Raw genomic sequence first — 19,548 nt, 5'->3', positions numbered from 1 at the left:
TGCTGAGCATGGTGTGGGCATGACCAAAAAGCCGTACCTAGACTATACCCGCTCGCCTGTGGAGATTGAGTACATGAAAGCAGTCAAGGCGGTATTTGACCCTAATGGGATTATGAACCGTGGCAAGGTCTTTGATATGGATTAATCTTAACCTCATTATCATAAATTCATCTTAATAAAAAATCCTGCCATAACGACAGGATTTTTTTGGATAACCAGTAGCTAGGCGATTACATCATTCCGCCCATGCCACCCATACCGCCCATGCCAGCACCCATATTAGGGGCTTCTGGGGCAGGTTTGTCGGTAATCATCACTTCGGTGGTGAGCATCAGTCCTGCCACGCTGGCGGCGTGTTCTAGGGCAGAGCGAGTTACCTTGGCAGGGTCAAGGATACCCATTTCTAGCATATCGCCATACTGACCTGTGGCAGCGTTGTAGCCGTAGTTGCCAGAGCCGTTTTTGACTTCATTGACAATCACAGACGCTTCATCGCCAGCATTGGTTACGATTTGGCGAAGTGGGGCTTCCATGGCACGGCGTAGGATATTGATGCCTGCGTTTTGGTCGTCATTGTCGCCTTTGAGTTCAGCCAATGCAGACAACGCACGCACTAGGGCAACACCGCCCCCTGGTACGATACCTTCTTCTACCGCCGCACGGGTGGCGTGTAGAGCGTCATCAACACGGTCTTTTTTCTCTTTCATTTCGGTTTCGGTGGCAGCACCGACTTTGATGACCGCCACACCGCCAGAGAGTTTTGCAACACGTTCTTGCAGTTTTTCTTTGTCGTAGTCAGACGTGGATTCTTCGATTTGACGTTTGATAGATTCAACACGGCTGTCAATTTGAGCCTTGTCGCCTGCTCCGTCCACAATCACGGTGTTTTCTTTGCCAACGGTGGTTTTCTTAGCTGTGCCTAGGTGTTCAAGCGTGGCAGTTTCAAGAGACAGGCCCACTTCTTCTGAAATCACGATACCACCTGTCAAAATGGCAATGTCTTGGAGCATGGCTTTACGTCTGTCGCCAAAACCAGGGGCTTTAACGGCACAGGTTTTTAGACCGCCACGCAAGTTATTTACCACCAAAGTCGCCAACGCTTCATTTTCTACGTCTTCGGCGATGATAAGTAGCGGACGGCTCGTTTGCATGACTTGTTCTAGCAGTGGCACAATCTCACGGATATTGGCAATCTTTTTGTCCACAAGTAGGATAAAAGGATTGTCAAATTCACAAGTCAAGCTGTCTTGCTTATTGGCAAAGTATGGGCTGATATAGCCACGGTCAAACTGCATACCCTCAACCACTTCTAGGGTGTCTTCAAAGCCAGAGCCTTCTTCCACGGTAATCACGCCTTGCTTGCCCACGGTTTTCATGGCCTCTGAGATTAGCTCGCCAATCTTAGTATCAGAGTTGGCTGAAATTGAACCCACTTGAGCAATCGCTTTAAAGTCATCGGCAGGGGTAGATAGGGCGTGGATTTGCTCAACGGCAACACGGGTCGCCTTGTCAATGCCACGTTTTAAATCCATGGGGTTCATGCCAGCAGCGACAGTTTTCATGCCCTCGGTTAGGATAGCTTGGGCAAGTACAGTGGCGGTGGTGGTGCCGTCCCCTGCCACGTCATTGGTTTTTGAAGCTACTTCACGGACAAGCTGAGCTCCCATATTTTCAAATTTGTCTTCAAGCTCAATCTCTTTTGCCACGCTCACACCGTCTTTGGTAATGGTTGGTGCCCCAAAAGACTTGTCAATCACCACGTTACGACCTTTTGGTCCTAGGGTAACTTTGACAGCGTCTGCTAGGATATTGACACCGTCAATCATTTTTTCACGGGCAGTTGTGCCAAAACTTACGTCTTTTGCCATGTTTATTCTCTCTTTTAATATGATTTAATGTAATTTAGGATGGGTCTGGCTTATTCCAATACACCCAATACGTCAGATTCTTTCATGATTAAGAGCTCTTCGCCATCAATCTTGACAGTCTGACCTGCGTACTGACCAAACAGTACCTTGTCGCCGACTTTGACATCTAAAGGACGCAAGCCATTTGTAAACATACTGTTTATGGAATTATCCACAAGCTGACCCTTGCCCACAGCAATGACCTCGCCTTGTTGTGGTTTTTCTTGGGCAGAGCCTGGCAGCAGGATTCCGCCTGCGGTTTTTTGTTCTTCTTCGGTACGACGTACCACAATACGATCATGTAGAGGACGAATTGACATAAATTTCTCCGTGTTACGTTAATTAATATATAAAACTAGCCTTTAACAGGCTCACGCTTAAAAATGGTGTTCATGAGAAAATTTTTCAAGATAATTCGCCATAAATCATCAAAAATTTTATAAAAACTGCGGTAAATTCCATCATAATTGGGCAATCTTTTGATATTGTGATGGCAAAGGGGTGATTTTAGGGAAAAATAATCCGCAAAAATTTACGTATTTACCCCAATCTTAACCCAAAGCCAACAAACAAACGCGTTCAAAGCCTTGAAAATGTAACAAAATTTATCCATTATAGGCACATCAACTTGTTAAATTTATAAAGGTACTACAATGAACACAACAATGATCAATAAAACCAAAATCGCCATCGGTGCCAGCCTATTGGCAGCAGGCGCACTCATCGGCACCAGCGCACAAGCAGCCGATCTACCAGGCTATAGCGCCACCTACGCCGTGAAGGCAGATGGCAGATCAGGCACAGCGACTCGCACCCTAACCAAGTCGGGCAATAGCTACAACTACACCGTCAAGGCATCGGCAGCTCGTATCGCAAGCGTCGATCAGTCGTCTAAGTTTAGCCTGTCGGGCGGTAGAATTCTACCATCAAGCTCATCGATGTCTGTGCGTCTGTTTGGCGTGGGCAACACACACAGCATCAAATTTAATAACTCTGCCAAGACAGCTGTATCAACCTATAAAGGCAAATCGACCACCCTAAAAATGAGCTCTCAGGCCTATGATGATCTAAGCCTAGAAGCTCAAATCCGCCAAGAATTGATTAACGGCAGATTCTCTGGCAACTACCATCTGGTGCGCAAAACCAGCATCGATACTGCCAAATTCAAACGCTCAGGCACGAGCAAGCTGACCGTCCCTGCAGGCACCTATGACGTGGTTCGTATTGACCGAGTGCATGACGATCGTGGTCGTGCGACAAGCTTTTGGTTAGCGCCTAGTCTAAACTACCTACCCGTCAAAGTCAGCCAGACTAATGACGGTAAGACCATCTCTATGGAGCTGACGAAAGCGAACTAATTCGACAGATTGGCTCATAATAAAAACAGCAGGGTTATCGCCCTGGTGTTTTTATGTAATGCCTACCTAAGATTGTTTGTGCATCGGCGGTAGGCGTTTTAGTAGAATGAACAGATAATAATTGATAAATAATAAGACAATAAACTCCACCAATCGCATCGCCCAGATGCCAGCGCCCACCCCTTCATAATAGCGAATCAGCGCAAGCACGCCTGCCACGCCCAGATATACCAACGTGACAATACTGGCAAAAATCAGCACATAAGGCGAATTACCGCGGATGATGGCAGGTGTAAATAATAGCGCAGGCAGCATCGCCAGAATCTGCACAACCACGCCATTGATCACATTGGCATCTGTTAGCATCATGATAGACAGCGGGTAAATGATGATGGCAAGCACCACCCATAGCCACCAGCACAGCTTTAGGCGTTGATGGATCGGCTGGATGGGTTTTTGAACAAATGGTTTTTTCATGAGTGTGTTTTATTAATTGGCTAATTTTTTGACGATATTGGCAAGGCGTACACCCTGAGCGATGGCAAGCGCTCGCTCATCTGCCGTCATGGCAAATTCATGCGTCGCGCCTGCAACACTACTCACCCCATAAGGCGTGCCGCCGCGATTGGTGCGATTAAGTTCCGCGTGCGCATAAGGCAGACCCACCAGGATCATGCCATGATGCAGAAGTGGCATCATCATGGTTAATAAGGTCGCCTCATTGCCTCCGTGCATGGTGCCGCTGCTGGTGAACACACAAGCAGGCTTACCCTGCAGATCACCCGCCAACCACGACGTCACCGTATTATCCCAAAAATACTTCATGCTGGCAGACATGTTACCAAAATGCGTCGGGCTACCAACCGCCAAACCTGCACAGCTCGACAGTTCCTCAGCCGTACAATATAAATCACCCTCATCCGGAATGACAGATGCAACCTGTTCGGTGACGCTTGATACCTTAGGCACGCGGCGTATCTTAACCGCCGCGCCTGTATTCATCACCCCCTCTGCGATGGCATAGGCGAGTTCTTTGGTGCGGTTGTGATTGGTGTCGTATAACACCAGGATGTATAAATCGGTCATAGCTTGTCTTTTGGGTTATCTAATCTTGAACATTATAGCTTAATTTTAGCAAAATCCACGCATCAAATTTTTACACTTGCTTAATTTTATCTATTTTTTCGCCAAAAACACTTTAAAAATGCGTGATATTTGTTACACTAAGGTTCATGAATTTTATTGGATAATTAGCTTAGATTATGACGAATTTTTTAAATAAATTACCTTTTTCCCATCATGGATGGTTCATGTATTTACGCCTTTTGGTGCGTCACTTTATTGAAGATGAATGCCAACAAAAAGCCGCCAGCCTAACCTACACCACATTACTGTCCTTAGTGCCGATCTTGACTGTGATCTTGGTGGTGTTCTCTAGCGTACCTGCGCTGTCTGACATGCGCGAACAGTTACAGTCGGTCATCTACAACAACCTCATGCCGTCATCAAGCGAGCAAATCAGCCAATATTTTGACAGCTTCGCCCAAAAATCCAGCAACCTTGGCGTGGTGGGTGTGATCGGTTTATTCGTCACTACGATGATGACCTTGATGACCATCGAGACCGCATTTAATAAAATCTGGCGTGTCAAAGAACGCTCCGGTGGTGCTTCTAGCATCATTCGTTATTGGGCACTGATCACGCTAGGACCCATCGTTCTTGGCGTGGCGTTCGGTGCATCGAGCGCAATTCAGAGTGTGGATTTTTTGAACCGTCAGATTGCAGGTTATGGGATTGATTGGTCGATCTGGGCGTATGTGATTTCTGTGCTGTTTACGATTACGGGCTTTATTGGGATGTATTGGTTCATCCCAAAAGTTCAAGTACCCTTTAAGAATGCCGCCATCGCAGGTGTAGTCTCTGCCATTTTATTTGAAATTCTAAAGGCGATATTTGGCTCCGTCATGTCTAACTTCACCAGCTATGAAGCGATTTATGGTGCGTTTGCCGCCTTGCCTATTTTTCTATTATGGATTTTCTTGTCTTGGAACATCATTCTGCTAGGCGTGGAGATTAGCTACACGCTGACGATTTTTGACACCAAAGAAGTGCCTGTACGTCATCCATTATTAAGCCTGCTTGACATGCTTAACCTAACCTATAAGCGCTACCAAGAAGGCAAAACCGTCAGCGAACACGACCTTCGTCAGGTGCTAGGACGTAAAGAGCTGCCAAAATGGAGTCTCTACCTTGATCAGCTGATCGATGCCAAGCTCATCACCCGCACCAAAGATGATGAATACCTACTGCAGACAGATCTTAGCAGCATGAGCCTGTGGCAGTTCTACAAAACCCTGCCCTACCCACTCCCCATCAAAGACGAGCTTGATGCCCTAAAAGCAGCAGACTACGACCCTTGGTTCGTTGAAATCTACAAGAACCTTACCAAGATCGAACATACTGCCAAAGGTGAACTTGACATGCAAATGTCTGAACTGTTTGACAGCGCACCCGTCCGCAAAAAAGAAGAAATCGTACGCATCACCGATGAAGACGCCAAAGATAAGAGCGATGTGGATGGGTTCAAAGAAACCGCCCGCCGTGAAATTAATGAAAATGGCGAATCGGTCATCATCCCAGATGGCAAAGCAGCCTTCACAGAAAGTCGCCTGACCCAAGTCATTCGCCTACTCAAAAAAGCTTACCATCTGTTTGGCAAAAGCAAGAAAGTCGCCAATGACGTCAAAGACGGTCTAAAATAAATAATACATGTCCTAATAACAAAACCCGCCTAAATAATTGGCGGGCTTTATTATGATTAGGTAGGATTCAGTCAAAAAATACCTGCTCTACCTTACCCGTCAATACCTGCCCCAAAAATGGCGTGTTTTTGCCTGCTGACAGCATGGTGTCTTTACCTACCGTCCATGACTGATTGGGGTCAATCAGCACCACCCCGCCAATGGTTTCATAATCTGTAATCCCTGCGATTTTAGCAGGGTTGGTGCAGATTTTCTCCACAAGCTGTTCGGCGGTCAAAATACCGTCCGCCACGAGCTTACAACCCAATGACACAAAAGTATCAAAGTTACTAATCCCTGCCGTACTCTCGGCAAAGGGGGCTTGTTTGCTACTGCTTGATAGTGGCTCATGATGCGAGCAAATCGCATCAATCGTGCCGTCTTGCAGTCCCTTGATAAGGGCTTGTTGGTCGGTATTGGAGCGAAGTGGGGGCAGGACAAAAGCATGGGCGTTATATCCTTCAATGTCGTCATCGGTCAGGTGTAACTGGTGCATGGCGACATCACAGGTAATCGGCAAGCCCTTTTGTTTTGCCCAGCGAATCAGCTCCACAGACGTACGGCAGGTGATTTGGCTAAAATGAGCGGACAATCCTGTTTCTTCTACCATCAGGATTTGCTTAGATAGGGCAATGGTCTCGGCAAGCCACGGAATGCCCTGCAAGCCATGAAAAGATGCAATATAGCCATCATGAGCCACGCCCCCTGCTGATAGGCTCGGCTCGTCAGGATAAAAAAACACTTTCAAGTCAAAGGTGGACGCATATTCTAGCGTACGGAGCATGACTAGGTCATTTTCAAAGCCTTTGGTTGCATTGGTTACGCCAATCGCACCGCCTTGTTTTAGCCCTGCAAGGTTGGCAGGTTGTTTGCCGTCAAGCCCTGCGGTCAATGCCCCCAAAATGTGCAGATGAATACCCCCGTCCACCCATGCTTTTTGTTTTAAGCCCTTGAGCAATGAGCCATTTTCTAACACAGGGCTGGTGTCAGGCGGTAAGACAACGTGCAAAATGCCGTTCATGCGAGCCGAGTTACCTTCGCTTGCCAACGTGCCATGCGACTGATGCCCTGGTTCACGCAAACGTCCGCACAAATCCACAATGGACGGTATCAGCCATTTGCCGTCTGTCGGAACATTATCTAGGTTTGGCGATTGCCAAGTGGGGGGAAGTAGGTTTTTCATGTTTTTTCCTAATTTTTAAATCTCGCCAATATATTTTAAATTCTAAAATATAGCTACACCATCCAACTAAAGTCCATTCAGGGTAGCTATTCTATGAACGGTTAGCTGGCAGCTCTCACCAATTCCTGCCCCGCCATTGCCATTGCCATGACCGCCATACGCACCGCAATGCCGTTATTGACCTGCTTTAAAATCACCGATTGACTGCCGTCCGCCACGCCAGACGCTATCTCCACGCCACGGTTCATGGGGCCAGGGTGCATGACCAGAGCATTTGGTTTGGCAAGAGCAACACGAGCCTCGGTAATGCCATACATCTTGTAATACTCAGACGTGGACGGCAACAGGGGCGAGCCGATACGCTCATTTTGGATACGCAAGCCGATAATCACATCAGCGTCCGCCACGCCTTTATCAATACTCTCAAATACCGAGACGTTATACCGCTCAATACCTTTTGGCAAAAGGGTCTTAGGTGCAATCACACGAATATCACGCACCCCCAAAGTCGTCAAAGCCGAAATATCTGAGCGAGCCACACGGCTATGCTTGATGTCGCCAACAATCGCCACGGACAGCTCATCAAAGGGCTTATCCGCCTCACGGTAAATCGTCAGCATATCCAGCATGGCTTGGGTGGGGTGGGCATGCCAGCCGTCCCCTGCGTTGATGATTGCGACATTGGGGGTAACTTCGGTTGCCATAAAATGAGCCGCCCCACTTGATGAATGACGCACCACAAACATATCAGCACTCATCGCCTCCAAGTTCCACAGCGTATCACGCAAAGTCTCGCCTTTGGAAGTGGAGGATTTGGCGATGTCAAGATTTAGCACGTTCGCCCCAAGGCGTTTTTGAGCCGCCTCAAAGGTCGTGCGGGTGCGAGTGGAATTTTCAAAAAACAGATTCATCACCGTCTTGCCCGACAGCTCGTCAGTGTTAATAAGCCGTCCATTATCATCAAAATAGCTCATCGCCTTACCAATAATCCCTTCAAGTTGTGGGCGTGTCAGCCCCTCCACGCCGATAAAATGGCGAATGGCGGTGTCGTCATTGGGGGTAAGCTGTGGACGGGCAAGGGTTTGGTTTAGGCGGGCGGTGATGTCAGTCATGGATTTTCCTTAGGTGCGTGGTCTTTGGCGAATTAAAAACAAATTAAGTTATTTTATCAAAATTCCATCCCAAACAGCAATGTAAATTTCACGAATCAATCTTACTTAGCATTCAAATATTGCTCATTTGCAACATGAAATTTGGGGCGTTTCATGATAGAATATTTTGCATCATATTTATCATCATTATTAAGGAAAAATCATGTCACAGACCACCCTAGCCCAATACCTAGAATCGCACACCACGCCTGCTCTTGCCAGCACCATGACGACACTTGCTACCGCCAGCGTGGCAATCAGCCATCTGCTTGACAAGGGGGCATTGGCAGGCATTCATGGCGAGGCAGGCGGTCAAAACGTACAAGGCGAAGCCCAAAAAAAGCTGGACGTCATCTCTAACGACCTACTGCTAAACGCCCTAATCCATAACCCCAACTGCGCAGGCGTCGCCTCAGAAGAGCTTGACGAGATCAGCCCTGCCAATGATGACGGCACGCTGCTGGTTACCTTTGACCCGCTTGACGGCTCATCTAACATTGACATCAACATGACAGTGGGGACGATTTTTTCTATTTTGCCTTATCACAGTCAAGGTCAAAAAGCCACCGAAGCCGATTTCCTGCAAAAAGGTGAAAACCAAGTCGCGGCCGGCTACTTCATCTATGGCACATCCACCATGCTTGCGGTTACCTTTGGCAAGGGCGTTGCCATGTTTAGCTTTGATCCCATGACACAGACCTATATCCTGATCAATGATAACGTGCGCATCGGCGAAACCACCGCTGAATATGCCATCAACGCCTCGAATCGCCGTTACTGGCTTGAACCGATTCAGACATACATTGAAGAGCTAACCCAAGGCGACACAGGCGTACGAGCCAAAGACTACAACATGCGCTGGGTGGCAGCGATGATTGCAGACGTGCACCGTATTTTGATTCGTGGCGGGGTGTTTATGTATCCGTTTGACACCAAAATCGCGGGCAAGGCGGGCAAACTTCGTCTGATGTACGAAGCCAATCCGATGAGCTTTATCATCGAGCAAACTGGCGGCGCCAGCACAGACGGCGTACAGCGCATCATGGAAATTACCCCAAGCGAAATTCACCAACGTGTGCCTGTGGTATTGGGCGCAAAAGAAGAAGTGACCTACGTTAAAGCCTTGCATGAAAAAGCAGGAATCTTGGCGAATGGGGATAAGACTTAATAAAAGAATAAAAAACCGTCAATTTGGCGGTTTTTTAACCTATCATGACAAAATTAGATTTTTCTCATTTTTATTTAAAATAAATAATATTATCCAACCATGAACCTAATCACCTCAAAAGACAACTCCACCATCAAACACGCCCATGCCCTACTAACCCACCACCGCACCCGCAAAAAAAGCGGACAGACGGTCATTGAAGGCGTGCATTTGTTGGACGCATTTTTAAAGCAGGGTTTAACGCCCCACAAGGTTATTTTGTCAGAATCTACCTTTAAGAATGATGAAGTCGCCCCACTGCTCGCTAACATCGCCAAAAAAGACATCATCATCACAAGCAATGCCCTGTATAAAGACATTCGCACGCTCGGGGATGGTGTGGACATCATGGCAATTATTGACACGCCCACACCTACACTTGGCGATGTGGTGGGCGACTGCCTGATTTTAGACGGCTTACAAGACGCTGGCAACATCGGCACGCTCCTACGCACCGCATCAGCAGTCGGAATCACCACCATCATCACCACGCCTGCCACCGCCCATCTGTGGTCGCCTAAATGTTTGCGTGCTGGCATGGGGGCAAACTTCGCCTTAGACATTCATGAGCACATTGATATTGATGACATTTTAAATCAAGTCGAAACCCCCATGTATGCCACTAGTAGTCATACCGATAAAATCATCTACAATCACGATTTGACATCACACATCGCTTGGGTATTGGGGCATGAAGGACAGGGGGTGTCTGATGTTTTTTTACAAAAAGCCATACCGATTGCCCTACCCCAGCCAAATGGTCAAGAGAGTCTGAATGTTGGTGTGGCAGGTTCAATATGTTTTTATGAGATGTTGCGTCAGCGTCAGTTTAACTAAACATTGGATTGTCCATCATGAAACATTTGTCAGTACACAAAATCTTAATGATGCTCGCCATCTTAGCATCATTGACCGCCATCACACTCATTGCCATTGATGACAGACTCATCAACCAAGACTACACTGCCAACCATGTCAAAGCTCAACATTCAGTTACCGTAGCCATCATCACTGACCTACATGGCTGTTTTTATGGGGATGATCAAAAAGAAATCATCACCCCTTTGAAGAATCGTCGTCCCGATATGATTTTGTTAGGTGGCGACATTTATGATGATGATTTACCACCAACAAACACCGATGTACTACTTCGCCAGCTCACCAGCATTACGCCAAATGTATACTATGTCAATGGCAATCACGAGCTGTATTTATCCGCCAGTGAGTATGCCAAAATAGAAGATAAAATCAAAAGCTACGGCATTAAGATTTTACACGGCGAAAGTGCCGTCTTATCGATTGACGGCAAACCAAGCAACATTCACATTCACGGTGTGTCCGATCCAGTTTTTGTCGATAAATTCAATCAAGACTTACACACAGTTGGAAAACTTGCCAGCTCAGATCACATTAATATCCTACTTACTCACCGACCAGAACATATTGACGATTATCTGCAGTACCCTTTTGACTTTGTCGTCAGTGGGCATGCACACGGTGGCCAATGGCGCATTCCCCACATACTCAATGGATTGTTTGCCCCAGATCAAGGATTATTTCCAAAATATGCTGGAGGAAGCTACCATTTTAATAATCAAAAGTCACACAGTCATCACACTCAATTCATCGTCAGTCGTGGACTGGCCAAGGAATCCACACGCTTCATACCCAGAATATTTAATCGTCCAGAGTTGGTATTCTTAACCATTCCCAACGGTTAGGTTAAATAAAAATCCCCATTGAGTTATGGGGATTTTTATTCAGATGCTCAATGTCCATCATAGTTTTGCAGTCAGCTCTGGCAATGCCGTGAAGATGTCCGCTTCTAGGAAATAATCGGCCACTTGAGCGATTGGCGCTTCTGGGTCGTTATTAATAGCAACGATGGTCTTAGAGTCTTTCATGCCCGCCAGATGTTGAATCGCGCCTGAGATACCTGCTGCGATATATAAGCTTGGCGCGACGATTTTACCAGTCTGACCAACCTGTAGGTCATTCGGTACAAAGCCTGCATCCACAGCTGCCCGGCTAGCACCCACAGCTGCACCCAGTTTGTCCGCCAAAGGCTCGATGTATTTGATGAAGTTCTCACCACTTGCCAATGCACGGCCACCAGAGACGACAATATTAGCAGATGTCAGCTCTGGACGGTCTGACTTGGCCAGCTCTTCTTTAACGAAGGTTGATTTACCTGCGTCACCGCCTGCGCTTACGCTCTCAACCGCTGCGCTGCCGCCAGTCGTCGCTGCTGCATCAAAAGCAGTACCACGCACGCTAAGCACAACTTTATCTTCAGAAGTCTGAACAGTTGCGATCGCATTACCTGCGTAGATCGGACGCTCAAAGGTCTTCGCATCAATCACAGCCGTGATGTCAGATACCATGCTGACATCTAGCAGCGCTGCCACACGTGGCAAGAAGTTCTTGCCGGTGGTGGTCGCAGGGGCGATGATGTGTGTATAGCCACCCGCCAACTCAACAACCAATGGCGCAACGTTCTCTGCCAACTGATTGGCGAAGGCAGCATTATCAGCAAGCAAAACCTTGCTCACGCCTGCTACTTGAGCTGCACTGTCCGCGACAGCTTGGGCATTGGCGCCTGCCACCAATACATGCACATCACTATCAATCTTGGTAGCGGCAGTAATGGTTGATAAAGTAGCAGATTTTAATTCGGTATTATCATGTTCAGCATAAACTAGTACGGTCATGGTTTTATCCTTTTAGCAATTTTATAATACAATTTTGTCAAAGTTGATTGCTGACTTGTGAGACTCTGACAATCAAGATGGTTAATTTATCAGAACTTAGATGCACAAGCCATGCTTTGGCATTAGATTACCTTCGCTTCGTTACGAAGCTTATCGATTAGCTCATCAACGCTACCCACTTTCACGCCCGCACCACGCTCAGCTGGCGCTTTGACTTTCAGTGTAGTTAGCTTGGACGTCATGTCCACGCCAAAATCAGCTGGCGTCTTATTGTCCAATGGCTTCTTCTTGGCTGCCATGATGTTCGGTAGTTTCGGAAAACGAGGCTCGTTCAGACGTAGGTCAGTCGTAATGATTGCAGGCAGTACCAATTCAACCGTCTGCAAGCCACCATCGATCTCACGGGTTACTTGTACTTTATCGCCGCTCACCACAACTTCGGACGCAAACGTACCTTGTGACGCATTCATTAGCGCCGATAGCATCTGACCTGTTTGGTTATTGTCATCATCGATGGCTTGCTTACCCAATAGAATCAGCTGTGCACCCTCTGCTTCAGCCACGCCTTTTAGAATCTTGGCGACTTGTAGCGGATAAGGCCTCTCATCAGTCTCTACCAGAATGCCGCGATCAGCGCCCAATGCTAACGCCGAACGGATCTGCTCTGCAGCTTGTGCTGTGCCGATAGATACCGCCACAACCTCGGTAGCCACACCTTTTTCTTTTAGACGAACCGCTTCTTCAATGGCGATTTCACAAAATGGGTTTACGCTCATTTTGGCGTTAGTCAATTCCACACCCGACTCATCCGCTTTAACGCGAACTTTTACATTATGGTCAACAACGCGCTTTACCGCTACTAATACTTTCATGATAGCTCCGTGATTTGTTATGGATACGCCCTTCTTTATATCATTTGCAGGCAGATTTGTAAATATCAATTTGCAAATAAAGGCTTCGCACCAATTACTTTGGTGTTCCTGTACTTTGGTGTTCCTGTACTTTGGTGTTCCTGGTATTTTGATTATCAGAAAAATCACCCGATTGGGTCAAATCATTTTTGTGAATCATCAGTCACTTTTTTGTTTTGGTAATAAAAAACACCGCTGGATAAGCAGTGTTTTTAATCATAGGCTTAATTCTGTGAATTAAAGCGCTTCGATTTCTTCAGCTTGTGGACCTTTTTTGCCTTCGCCTAGGATGAAAGATACTTTTTGACCTTCAGCTAAGGTTTTGAAGCCAGAACCGGTGATTGCGCTGTAGTGAGCGAATACGTCTTGACCGCCGTTGTCTTGAGCGATGAAACCAAAACCTTTAGCTTCGTTGAACCACTTAACAGTGCCTTGAACTTTGTTTGACATGGGAAAATTCCTGTATGATCGAAAAAATGGCAAAATTGCCTGTTTAAAATATTTATGTTGCCAAAACGTGCAAAATAAGTCTTAATGTAAAAAGACGTCTAAATTTCAACCAATACAATAAACAACGTTCAAAGATAGTTCAAATACGCCCTAAAACCCACTTGTCCGCAAGTTTCAAAGTCGTTTTAACACTCGCCCAGAGGCGTCTTGCAAAAACTTACTACTGGTACATAAATACCATGTATGCCAGTATAACAGACTTTAGCCACAAAAGGGGGATTATTTTGGCACATTGGAGATTTATTTGTAACCAAGGCAATTAAATGGGTAAATATGGCTTGGCAAGCACAAAGCCGCACAGTAACGCAAAGACAAGAGCAAAAGAACGACAAAAATTTAGATACTTTGCAGGTAGTACGATGTCCTTTGGATCATCGATGTCCTTAGTGGAGATCAAACGTGCGCCATAAATCCACCCCATCAATGAATAGATCCCATAAGCCACAGGCACGCTCATCGAAAGCCCATTAAACTCCAAGAAAAACAGCGCAAGCCCAGACACCACAAGCCATGATGAGGTCGCAAGACTGACCACCGCAAAGATATTGGACTCAGGGAGCTTACCGTCATTATTCAGCACCCAAGTTGATTCAAGCCAAATGAAAACGGCGATGATGTAGCTCGCCACAATATACAAAGTCTCAAATTCTGACAAAGCACTCAAAATATTCGTAAAATTAATATCAACCATGTTTCGCTTATTTTGTATTTTCAGATGAAGTTTAATGAGATAGGCAGCTATTGTACACCAGATTTGATTTTTATGTGCTTATTTGGGTTTTTTTTAGAAAATGATTGAAACCACAAACAAACACCCAAACAAAACAGCCGCCCAAAAGGACAGCTGTTTTTATCTTTAAAAAGAAAATTAATTTTTCTCTTTGTCGATGATTTTGCTCTCGGTAATCCAAGGCATCATGGCACGTAGTTTTGCACCAGTTTTTTCGATTTCGTGCTCAGCAGTTTGACGACGACGAGCGGTCATTGATGGGTAGTTCAACTGACCTTCAGAGATGAACATTTTCGCGTATTCACCTGATTGGATGCGTTTTAGCGCGTTGCGCATGGCCGCGCGGGATTGATCATTGATCACTTCAAGACCGGTCACGTATTCGCCGTATTCAGCGTTATTCGAGATTGAGTAGTTCATGTCAGCGATGCCGCCTTGATACATCAAATCAACGATCAGCTTAAGCTCGTGCAAGCACTCAAAATACGCCATTTCAGGTGCATAGCCTGCTTCTACTAGGGTCTCAAAGCCCATTTTAACAAGCTCAACCGCGCCACCGCATAGAACAGCTTGCTCACCGAACAAGTCAGTTTCAGTTTCGTCTTTGAATGTCGTCTCGATGATGCCAGAGCGACCACCGCCCACGCCTGATGCGTAAGATAGCGCTACTTGCTTGGCTTGACCTGATGCGTCTTGGTAGACAGCGATTAGATCAGGAATACCGCCGCCATTCACGAATTCAGAACGCACAGTGTGGCCTGGTGCTTTTGGTGCAACCATGATCACGTCAAGGTCAGCACGTGGCACAACTTGGTTGTAATGGATGGCAAAACCATGAGCGAAAGCAAGCGTCGCACCTTGCTTGATGTTTGGCTCGATCACTTCTGCGTATAGCTGCTTTTGGAATTCATCAGGCGTTAGGATCATTACCAGATCAGCGCCTTTTACCGCATCGCTAGTTTCAGCGACTTTTAGACCTGAATTTTCAGCTTTTTTCCAAGATGCAGAGCCGGCACGCAGACCTACAGTCACATCAACACCGCTGTCTTTTAGGTTTAGGGCGTGGGCATGACCTTGTGAGCCGTAGCCGATGATGGCAACTTTTTTGCCTTGGATGATTGATAGATCACAATCTTTGTCATAAAAAATATTTAAGCTCATACGAGTTTCCTTAAAAATTGCCATAAATGGCGTTGGGTTGGATTATGTTTTGTGGGCGTATGATGCACCCACTTAATTAATAAAAATAACTTTAAAATCACACTGCCAGCGTGCGTTCGCCTCGCGCGATACCAATCACGCCACTGCGTACTACTTCTAGGATTCTATCGCGCCCGATGACATCAATAAAACCATCCAGCTTACCTGCATCGCCTGTGATAAGAATGGTATAAAGATTTGCCGATACGTCCACGATTTGGGCGCGGAATATGTCCGCCGTGCGATAGACTTCTTCACGATACGCCCCTGTCGCTCGCACTTTGATGAGCATGAGTTCTCGCTCAATCTGACTACCGCCAGAGACTTCCGATAGGTTTTGGACTTTGACTACTTCAATGAGTTTATGAAGTTGTTTGGTAATCTGCTCAATCTTATCAGCCGTGGTAATCGTAGTTAGGGTAAGCCGTGATAACGTGGGGTCTTCGGTAGCGGCGACGTTTAGCGTATCAATGTTGTAGCCACGCTGACTAAATAGCCCCACCACACGAGACAGCGAGCCCGCTTCGTTTTCCATCAGTACCGAAATCAGATGTTTTTGTAACTGTGCCATTAGGTACGCTCCCCTTTTGATAACCACATATCACGCATGGACTGCCCTGCCACTTGCATGGGATAGACGTGCTCACTTCTGTCCACATACACATCAATAAATACCAAACCGTCCATTTCTAGGGCTTCTTTTAGCTCCTCTTCCATAGTAGCAGGATTGGTGATTTTCACGCCTTTATGCCCATAGCTTTCGGCAAGTTTGACAAAATCAGGCAAGGATTTCATATAGCTTTGAGCATGGCGACCTTCGTACAGCATGTCTTGCCACTGTTTTACCATGCCAAGCTGGGCGTTGTTTAAGTTTAAAATCTTAACCGGCAAATTATACTGCAAGCACGTTGATAGCTCTTGGATATTCATCTGAATAGAGCCTTCGCCTGTGATACAGACCACCGTTTTTTCAGGGCAGGCAAGTTTTGCCGCCATGGCATAGGGCAAACCCACGCCCATCGTACCAAGTCCGCCAGAGTTTAGCCATTGGCGTGGCTCGTCATATTTATAATATAAAGCAGCGAACATTTGGTGCTGACCGACATCAGACGTGATAATTGCTTTACCATCTGTGAGTTTGCACAGCGTTTCAACGACACGTTGGGGCATAATCGCATGAACAGGTGCGTCCGTATCATCGCCATAACGCAGACCATGACGTTTACGCCATTCGTTGATTTGTGTCCACCAGTCGGCAAGGGCGTGTTCGTCTAGGCGTTTGTCGCTGGATTTGACAATGCTTACCATTTCGGTCAAGACAGGCTTGACATCACCCACGATAGGGATATGGGCGCTAATGGTTTTTGAGATAGACGTTGGGTCAATGTCAATGTGGATAATGGTGGCGTTTGGGCAGAATTTTTTGACATTGTTGGTGACACGGTCATCAAATCTTGCCCCCACCGCTAGGATAACGTCCGCATGGTGCATAGTCATGTTGGCTTCATAAGTGCCGTGCATACCCAGCATGCCAACGAACTGATCACCAGTGGCAGGATATGCTCCAAGCCCCATTAGTGTGTTGGTAACAGGTAGCTTTAGTAGATTGGCAAGTTCACGCAGCTCATCGCTGGCATTGCCTTGTACCACACCGCCGCCAGAATATAGCACTGGGCGCTTGGCAGACAATAGTACATCTAGAGCTTTTTTGATTTGGCCGCCATGCCCCTTAGAAGTCGGCTGATATGAGCGAATGTTAATCTCACTTGGCATGACATAGTCAAATTTATCGGCAGGGTTTGTCATGTCTTTAGGAATGTCCACCACCACAGGGCCAGGACGGCCTGAGCTTGCGATAAAGAAAGCTTTTTTGATGATTTCAGGAATGTCAGCAGGGTTACGTACTTGGAAGCTGTGCTTGACCACTGGGCGAGAGATACCGATCATGTCGCACTCTTGGAATGCATCATCGCCAATCAAGGTGCTTGGTACCTGCCCTGCAAGCACCACCATAGGAATAGAATCCATGAATGCTGTGGCGATGGCGGTTACAGTGTTGGTAACGCCCGGCCCTGATGTGGCGAGTACCACACCTGTACGTCCTGTAACACGGCTATAAGCATCCGCCATATGACCTGCTGCCTGCTCGTGGCGGACTAGGATATGCTCAATTTTATCTTGCTTAAATAGGGCGTCATAGATATGCAGCACCGCACCGCCAGGATAACCAAAGATGTGGGTTACACCTTCATCAACTAAGGCCTGCACAAGCAGCTCTGCCCCACTCATGGCAACGGCTTCGCCACGGGCAAATTTTTCTTGATTTTCACGGAAATGTTTGGCGGCGTCTGCCGTCTGAGTATGGCCCGTCATGTTGGGGGCTTGGGTGGTTTGCTCTGTCATTGTCAATCCTTTTTCCCAGATGGGTAAATTAAACAAACACAATAAAGTTGCTATAGACAAAAGACAGGCGCAAGGATGAACCGACAAAGACAAAAGAGTATTGACAGGGTGTTCGTCTTGCAGACCGATAAGTCTAAAGCAATGTCAGATCAGCATGAACAAACGGTAATTTGTTAAATTTAATCTGACAAACGCAATTTTGGATAAAAATCACGCCGACTTTAAATTCATTTATAACTAATTTTTATGATAAGTATGAATAAATACGAAATTAGTTATCAAAAATACTACGCGACTATATTAACCCAAAAGCCACCTTTTGCCAAGCCCATTTTGCACATATGTTCGGATTTTTTGTAATTTATCATCTTGCCAATCTTTAACCATGAAATAACCCGTCAAATCCCAACATTCTGATCGCATCAATGCTACAATACTCCAAATCCTAATGATGACACTCATGCGAACATCCCTTCATTACATCCTATCGTCTATCGCGCTGATGATGGCATCAGCCAATGCTCAAGCTGTCACTGTTTATCAAAGTACCGGTAAATATGGCGAGCCGCGTTATAGCCAGTTGCCACCTCAGGGCAGCCACACGACGCTTAATTTTTATCAACCCAAATCGGCAGCGCCACCAATAGACGCCACAAGGCAAAAACAATGCCAAATTCTACGAGATAATCTGTCAGCCTTAAGCGCGGGTGGCGACGTCCACGAGATTAGCGATGACGGCTCCCAAAAAGCACTAACCGCCGATGAAGTTAGACATCGCATTCACCAAACTCAAGATGCGCTCAACCTCCACTGCCAAAATAGCTAAAACAGCAAAAAAAGACCGCACGATGACGGTCTTTTTAACTAACTTTTTAATCAATCTGGGTAAGATTATGCAGGGATTCGCAATACTTGACCTGGATAGATTTTGTCTGGATGTGAAAGCATAGGCTTGTTCGCATCGAAGATCTTCATGTAGTCATTGGCGTTGCCATACATTTCTTTGGCGATTTTTGATAGGTTGTCGCCTGATTTTACGGTGTAGAAACGAGACTCAGGCTCTTGAGATTCTACTGTGATGTTATCAACAACCGACTCAACGTGTTGGACATTACCCACCGCCAAGCGTGCGCGCTCGCGATCTTCTTGGGTCTTGGCTGCACCTGATAGTGTTACGGTGTCCGTATCGCTGTTATAGTTTACTGACAGATTGCTGATCTGAACGTTCTGAGCTTGTACGCGAGCCAATAGCAAGTTTGCAATTTCTTGTGCAGTTGGCTCAGCTGGCGCTGCTGTGTTTGCAGCTGGTGCTGCATCTTTCTTGTTACGATTGAAGATTTTATCGCCAATGTCTTTGGCAAAACTAAAAATACTCATAATAGACTCCTGTTTGTTTATTGACTGCCCTACACTTAACATTTAGCGGGCAAATTATTTGGATAACTCATCATAATGAGCTTAATACAAAATAGCTCA

At 46.4% G+C, this 19,548-nt stretch carries 21 protein-coding genes; 7 read left to right on the top strand and 14 right to left on the bottom strand.

Annotated elements, in window-relative coordinates; all coding sequences use genetic code 11:
- Positions 1 to 145: FAD-linked oxidase C-terminal domain-containing protein (locus GY683_RS04950; protein WP_297287691.1), on the top strand; the 145-nt coding region annotated here is incomplete at its 5' end.
- 85 nt (positions 146 to 230) lie between these two features.
- On the opposite strand, the gene groL is transcribed toward GY683_RS04950, so the two are convergent.
- Positions 231 to 1,868: a chaperonin GroEL gene (gene groL / locus GY683_RS04945; protein WP_297287689.1), complete on the bottom strand. Its 1,638-nt coding sequence runs from the start codon at positions 1,866 to 1,868 to the stop codon at positions 231 to 233.
- 50 nt (positions 1,869 to 1,918) lie between these two features.
- On the bottom strand, positions 1,919 to 2,227 hold the full coding sequence (locus tag GY683_RS04940) for a co-chaperone GroES (RefSeq protein WP_297287688.1): 309 nt from the start codon (positions 2,225 to 2,227) through the stop codon (positions 1,919 to 1,921).
- A 333-nt stretch (positions 2,228 to 2,560) separates the two neighbouring features.
- On the opposite strand from GY683_RS04940, the gene GY683_RS04935 reads away from it, so the two are divergent.
- Positions 2,561 to 3,265 carry a DUF3108 domain-containing protein gene (locus tag GY683_RS04935; protein ID WP_297287687.1) on the top strand — a complete coding sequence of 235 codons (705 nt, stop codon included), beginning with the start codon at positions 2,561 to 2,563 and terminating at the stop codon, positions 3,263 to 3,265.
- Positions 3,266 to 3,331: 66 nt separating this feature from the next.
- Here the strand turns inward: GY683_RS04935 and GY683_RS04930 are convergent, their stop codons facing one another.
- Complete coding sequence (locus GY683_RS04930) at positions 3,332 to 3,742, bottom strand: hypothetical protein (protein ID WP_297287686.1); 411 nt, start codon at positions 3,740 to 3,742, stop codon at positions 3,332 to 3,334.
- 12 nt (positions 3,743 to 3,754) lie between these two features.
- On the bottom strand, positions 3,755 to 4,351 hold the full coding sequence (gene wrbA, locus GY683_RS04925) for an NAD(P)H:quinone oxidoreductase (protein ID WP_297287685.1): 597 nt from the start codon (positions 4,349 to 4,351) through the stop codon (positions 3,755 to 3,757).
- 176 nt (positions 4,352 to 4,527) lie between these two features.
- Here wrbA and GY683_RS04920 point away from each other — a divergent pair, with 176 nt between their 5' ends.
- The gene (locus tag GY683_RS04920) at positions 4,528 to 6,027 is read left to right on the top strand and encodes a YihY family inner membrane protein (protein ID WP_297287684.1); all 1,500 of its coding nucleotides are present in this window, start codon (positions 4,528 to 4,530) and stop codon (positions 6,025 to 6,027) included.
- Between the two features lie 67 nt (positions 6,028 to 6,094).
- Here the strand turns inward: GY683_RS04920 and GY683_RS04915 are convergent, their stop codons facing one another.
- Positions 6,095 to 7,249, bottom strand: a complete 1,155-nt coding sequence (locus GY683_RS04915) for a dihydroorotase (RefSeq protein ID WP_297287683.1) — start codon at positions 7,247 to 7,249, stop codon at positions 6,095 to 6,097.
- 101 nt (positions 7,250 to 7,350) lie between these two features.
- Positions 7,351 to 8,361 carry an aspartate carbamoyltransferase catalytic subunit gene (locus tag GY683_RS04910; protein WP_297287682.1) on the bottom strand — a complete coding sequence of 337 codons (1,011 nt, stop codon included), beginning with the start codon at positions 8,359 to 8,361 and terminating at the stop codon, positions 7,351 to 7,353.
- A gap of 202 nt (positions 8,362 to 8,563) precedes the next feature.
- On the opposite strand from GY683_RS04910, the gene GY683_RS04905 reads away from it, so the two are divergent.
- The 3 genes from GY683_RS04905 (at position 8,564) to GY683_RS04895 (ending at position 11,328) form a co-directional block, all read left to right on the top strand.
- Complete coding sequence (locus GY683_RS04905; protein WP_297287681.1) at positions 8,564 to 9,568, top strand: class 1 fructose-bisphosphatase; 1,005 nt, start codon at positions 8,564 to 8,566, stop codon at positions 9,566 to 9,568.
- 99 nt (positions 9,569 to 9,667) lie between these two features.
- Entirely contained in the window at positions 9,668 to 10,444 is a 777-nt protein-coding gene (locus GY683_RS04900) for an RNA methyltransferase (RefSeq protein ID WP_297287680.1), read from the top strand.
- Positions 10,445 to 10,461: 17 nt separating this feature from the next.
- Positions 10,462 to 11,328, top strand: a complete 867-nt coding sequence (locus GY683_RS04895; RefSeq protein WP_297287679.1) for a metallophosphoesterase — start codon at positions 10,462 to 10,464, stop codon at positions 11,326 to 11,328.
- A 57-nt stretch (positions 11,329 to 11,385) separates the two neighbouring features.
- Here GY683_RS04895 and GY683_RS04890 read toward each other — a convergent pair whose 3' ends face one another.
- The 7 genes from GY683_RS04890 to GY683_RS04860 all read right to left on the bottom strand — a co-directional run bounded on the left by GY683_RS04890 (position 11,386) and on the right by GY683_RS04860 (position 17,958).
- Positions 11,386 to 12,318, bottom strand: coding sequence for an FAD-binding protein (locus tag GY683_RS04890; RefSeq protein WP_297287678.1), 933 nt, complete (start codon positions 12,316 to 12,318; stop codon positions 11,386 to 11,388).
- A gap of 122 nt (positions 12,319 to 12,440) precedes the next feature.
- Entirely contained in the window at positions 12,441 to 13,190 is a 750-nt protein-coding gene (locus tag GY683_RS04885) for an electron transfer flavoprotein subunit beta/FixA family protein (RefSeq protein ID WP_297287677.1), read from the bottom strand.
- 276 nt (positions 13,191 to 13,466) lie between these two features.
- Positions 13,467 to 13,679 (bottom strand): cold-shock protein, encoded by a 213-nt coding sequence (locus GY683_RS04880; protein ID WP_036364195.1) that lies wholly within the window; start codon positions 13,677 to 13,679, stop codon positions 13,467 to 13,469.
- Positions 13,680 to 13,998: 319 nt separating this feature from the next.
- The gene (locus GY683_RS04875; protein WP_297287676.1) at positions 13,999 to 14,430 is read right to left on the bottom strand and encodes a hypothetical protein; all 432 of its coding nucleotides are present in this window, start codon (positions 14,428 to 14,430) and stop codon (positions 13,999 to 14,001) included.
- A gap of 177 nt (positions 14,431 to 14,607) precedes the next feature.
- Positions 14,608 to 15,630 carry a ketol-acid reductoisomerase gene (gene ilvC / locus GY683_RS04870; RefSeq protein ID WP_036364200.1) on the bottom strand — a complete coding sequence of 341 codons (1,023 nt, stop codon included), beginning with the start codon at positions 15,628 to 15,630 and terminating at the stop codon, positions 14,608 to 14,610.
- A gap of 97 nt (positions 15,631 to 15,727) precedes the next feature.
- Complete coding sequence (gene ilvN / locus GY683_RS04865) at positions 15,728 to 16,240, bottom strand: acetolactate synthase small subunit (protein ID WP_297287675.1); 513 nt, start codon at positions 16,238 to 16,240, stop codon at positions 15,728 to 15,730.
- Positions 16,240 to 17,958, bottom strand: a complete 1,719-nt coding sequence (locus GY683_RS04860) for an acetolactate synthase 3 large subunit (protein WP_297287690.1) — start codon at positions 17,956 to 17,958, stop codon at positions 16,240 to 16,242. Before GY683_RS04860 ends, ilvN begins: the two co-directional genes overlap by 1 nt.
- Before the next feature lie 574 nt (positions 17,959 to 18,532).
- On the opposite strand from GY683_RS04860, the gene GY683_RS04855 reads away from it, so the two are divergent.
- Complete coding sequence (locus tag GY683_RS04855; protein WP_297287674.1) at positions 18,533 to 18,898, top strand: hypothetical protein; 366 nt, start codon at positions 18,533 to 18,535, stop codon at positions 18,896 to 18,898.
- A 65-nt stretch (positions 18,899 to 18,963) separates the two neighbouring features.
- On the opposite strand, the gene lysM is transcribed toward GY683_RS04855, so the two are convergent.
- The gene (lysM, locus tag GY683_RS04850; RefSeq protein WP_297287673.1) at positions 18,964 to 19,449 is read right to left on the bottom strand and encodes a peptidoglycan-binding protein LysM; all 486 of its coding nucleotides are present in this window, start codon (positions 19,447 to 19,449) and stop codon (positions 18,964 to 18,966) included.
- Positions 19,450 to 19,548: the final 99 nt, after the last annotated feature.

It is taken from the genome of Moraxella sp. (assembly GCF_024227015.1).
Lineage (GTDB): Bacteria > Pseudomonadota > Gammaproteobacteria > Pseudomonadales > Moraxellaceae > Moraxella.
The sequence above is the reverse complement of the archived record's forward strand: the minus strand, read 5'-3'. Positions and strand labels throughout refer to the sequence as shown.

Coding starts and splice junctions, on each gene's coding strand:
- GY683_RS04930 (WP_297287686.1), bottom strand. CDS start 3,742: ATGAAAAAACCATTTGTTCAAAAACCCATCCAGCCGATCCATCAACGC.
- GY683_RS04900 (WP_297287680.1), top strand. CDS start 9,668: ATGAACCTAATCACCTCAAAAGACAACTCCACCATCAAACACGCCCAT.
- GY683_RS04875 (WP_297287676.1), bottom strand. CDS start 14,430: ATGGTTGATATTAATTTTACGAATATTTTGAGTGCTTTGTCAGAATTT.
- GY683_RS04910 (WP_297287682.1), bottom strand. CDS start 8,361: ATGACTGACATCACCGCCCGCCTAAACCAAACCCTTGCCCGTCCACAG.
- GY683_RS04885 (WP_297287677.1), bottom strand. CDS start 13,190: ATGAAAGTATTAGTAGCGGTAAAGCGCGTTGTTGACCATAATGTAAAA.
- GY683_RS04860 (WP_297287690.1), bottom strand. CDS start 17,958: ATGAGTGGGGCAGAGCTGCTTGTGCAGGCCTTAGTTGATGAAGGTGTA.
- GY683_RS04890 (WP_297287678.1), bottom strand. CDS start 12,318: ATGACCGTACTAGTTTATGCTGAACATGATAATACCGAATTAAAATCT.
- GY683_RS04915 (WP_297287683.1), bottom strand. CDS start 7,249: ATGAAAAACCTACTTCCCCCCACTTGGCAATCGCCAAACCTAGATAAT.
- wrbA (WP_297287685.1), bottom strand. CDS start 4,351: ATGACCGATTTATACATCCTGGTGTTATACGACACCAATCACAACCGC.
- ilvC (WP_036364200.1), bottom strand. CDS start 15,630: ATGAGCTTAAATATTTTTTATGACAAAGATTGTGATCTATCAATCATC.
- GY683_RS04905 (WP_297287681.1), top strand. CDS start 8,564: ATGTCACAGACCACCCTAGCCCAATACCTAGAATCGCACACCACGCCT.
- GY683_RS04855 (WP_297287674.1), top strand. CDS start 18,533: ATGCGAACATCCCTTCATTACATCCTATCGTCTATCGCGCTGATGATG.
- lysM (WP_297287673.1), bottom strand. CDS start 19,449: ATGAGTATTTTTAGTTTTGCCAAAGACATTGGCGATAAAATCTTCAAT.
- GY683_RS04895 (WP_297287679.1), top strand. CDS start 10,462: ATGAAACATTTGTCAGTACACAAAATCTTAATGATGCTCGCCATCTTA.
- GY683_RS04940 (WP_297287688.1), bottom strand. CDS start 2,227: ATGTCAATTCGTCCTCTACATGATCGTATTGTGGTACGTCGTACCGAA.
- groL (WP_297287689.1), bottom strand. CDS start 1,868: ATGGCAAAAGACGTAAGTTTTGGCACAACTGCCCGTGAAAAAATGATT.
- ilvN (WP_297287675.1), bottom strand. CDS start 16,240: ATGGCACAGTTACAAAAACATCTGATTTCGGTACTGATGGAAAACGAA.
- GY683_RS04880 (WP_036364195.1), bottom strand. CDS start 13,679: ATGTCAAACAAAGTTCAAGGCACTGTTAAGTGGTTCAACGAAGCTAAA.
- GY683_RS04935 (WP_297287687.1), top strand. CDS start 2,561: ATGAACACAACAATGATCAATAAAACCAAAATCGCCATCGGTGCCAGC.
- GY683_RS04920 (WP_297287684.1), top strand. CDS start 4,528: ATGACGAATTTTTTAAATAAATTACCTTTTTCCCATCATGGATGGTTC.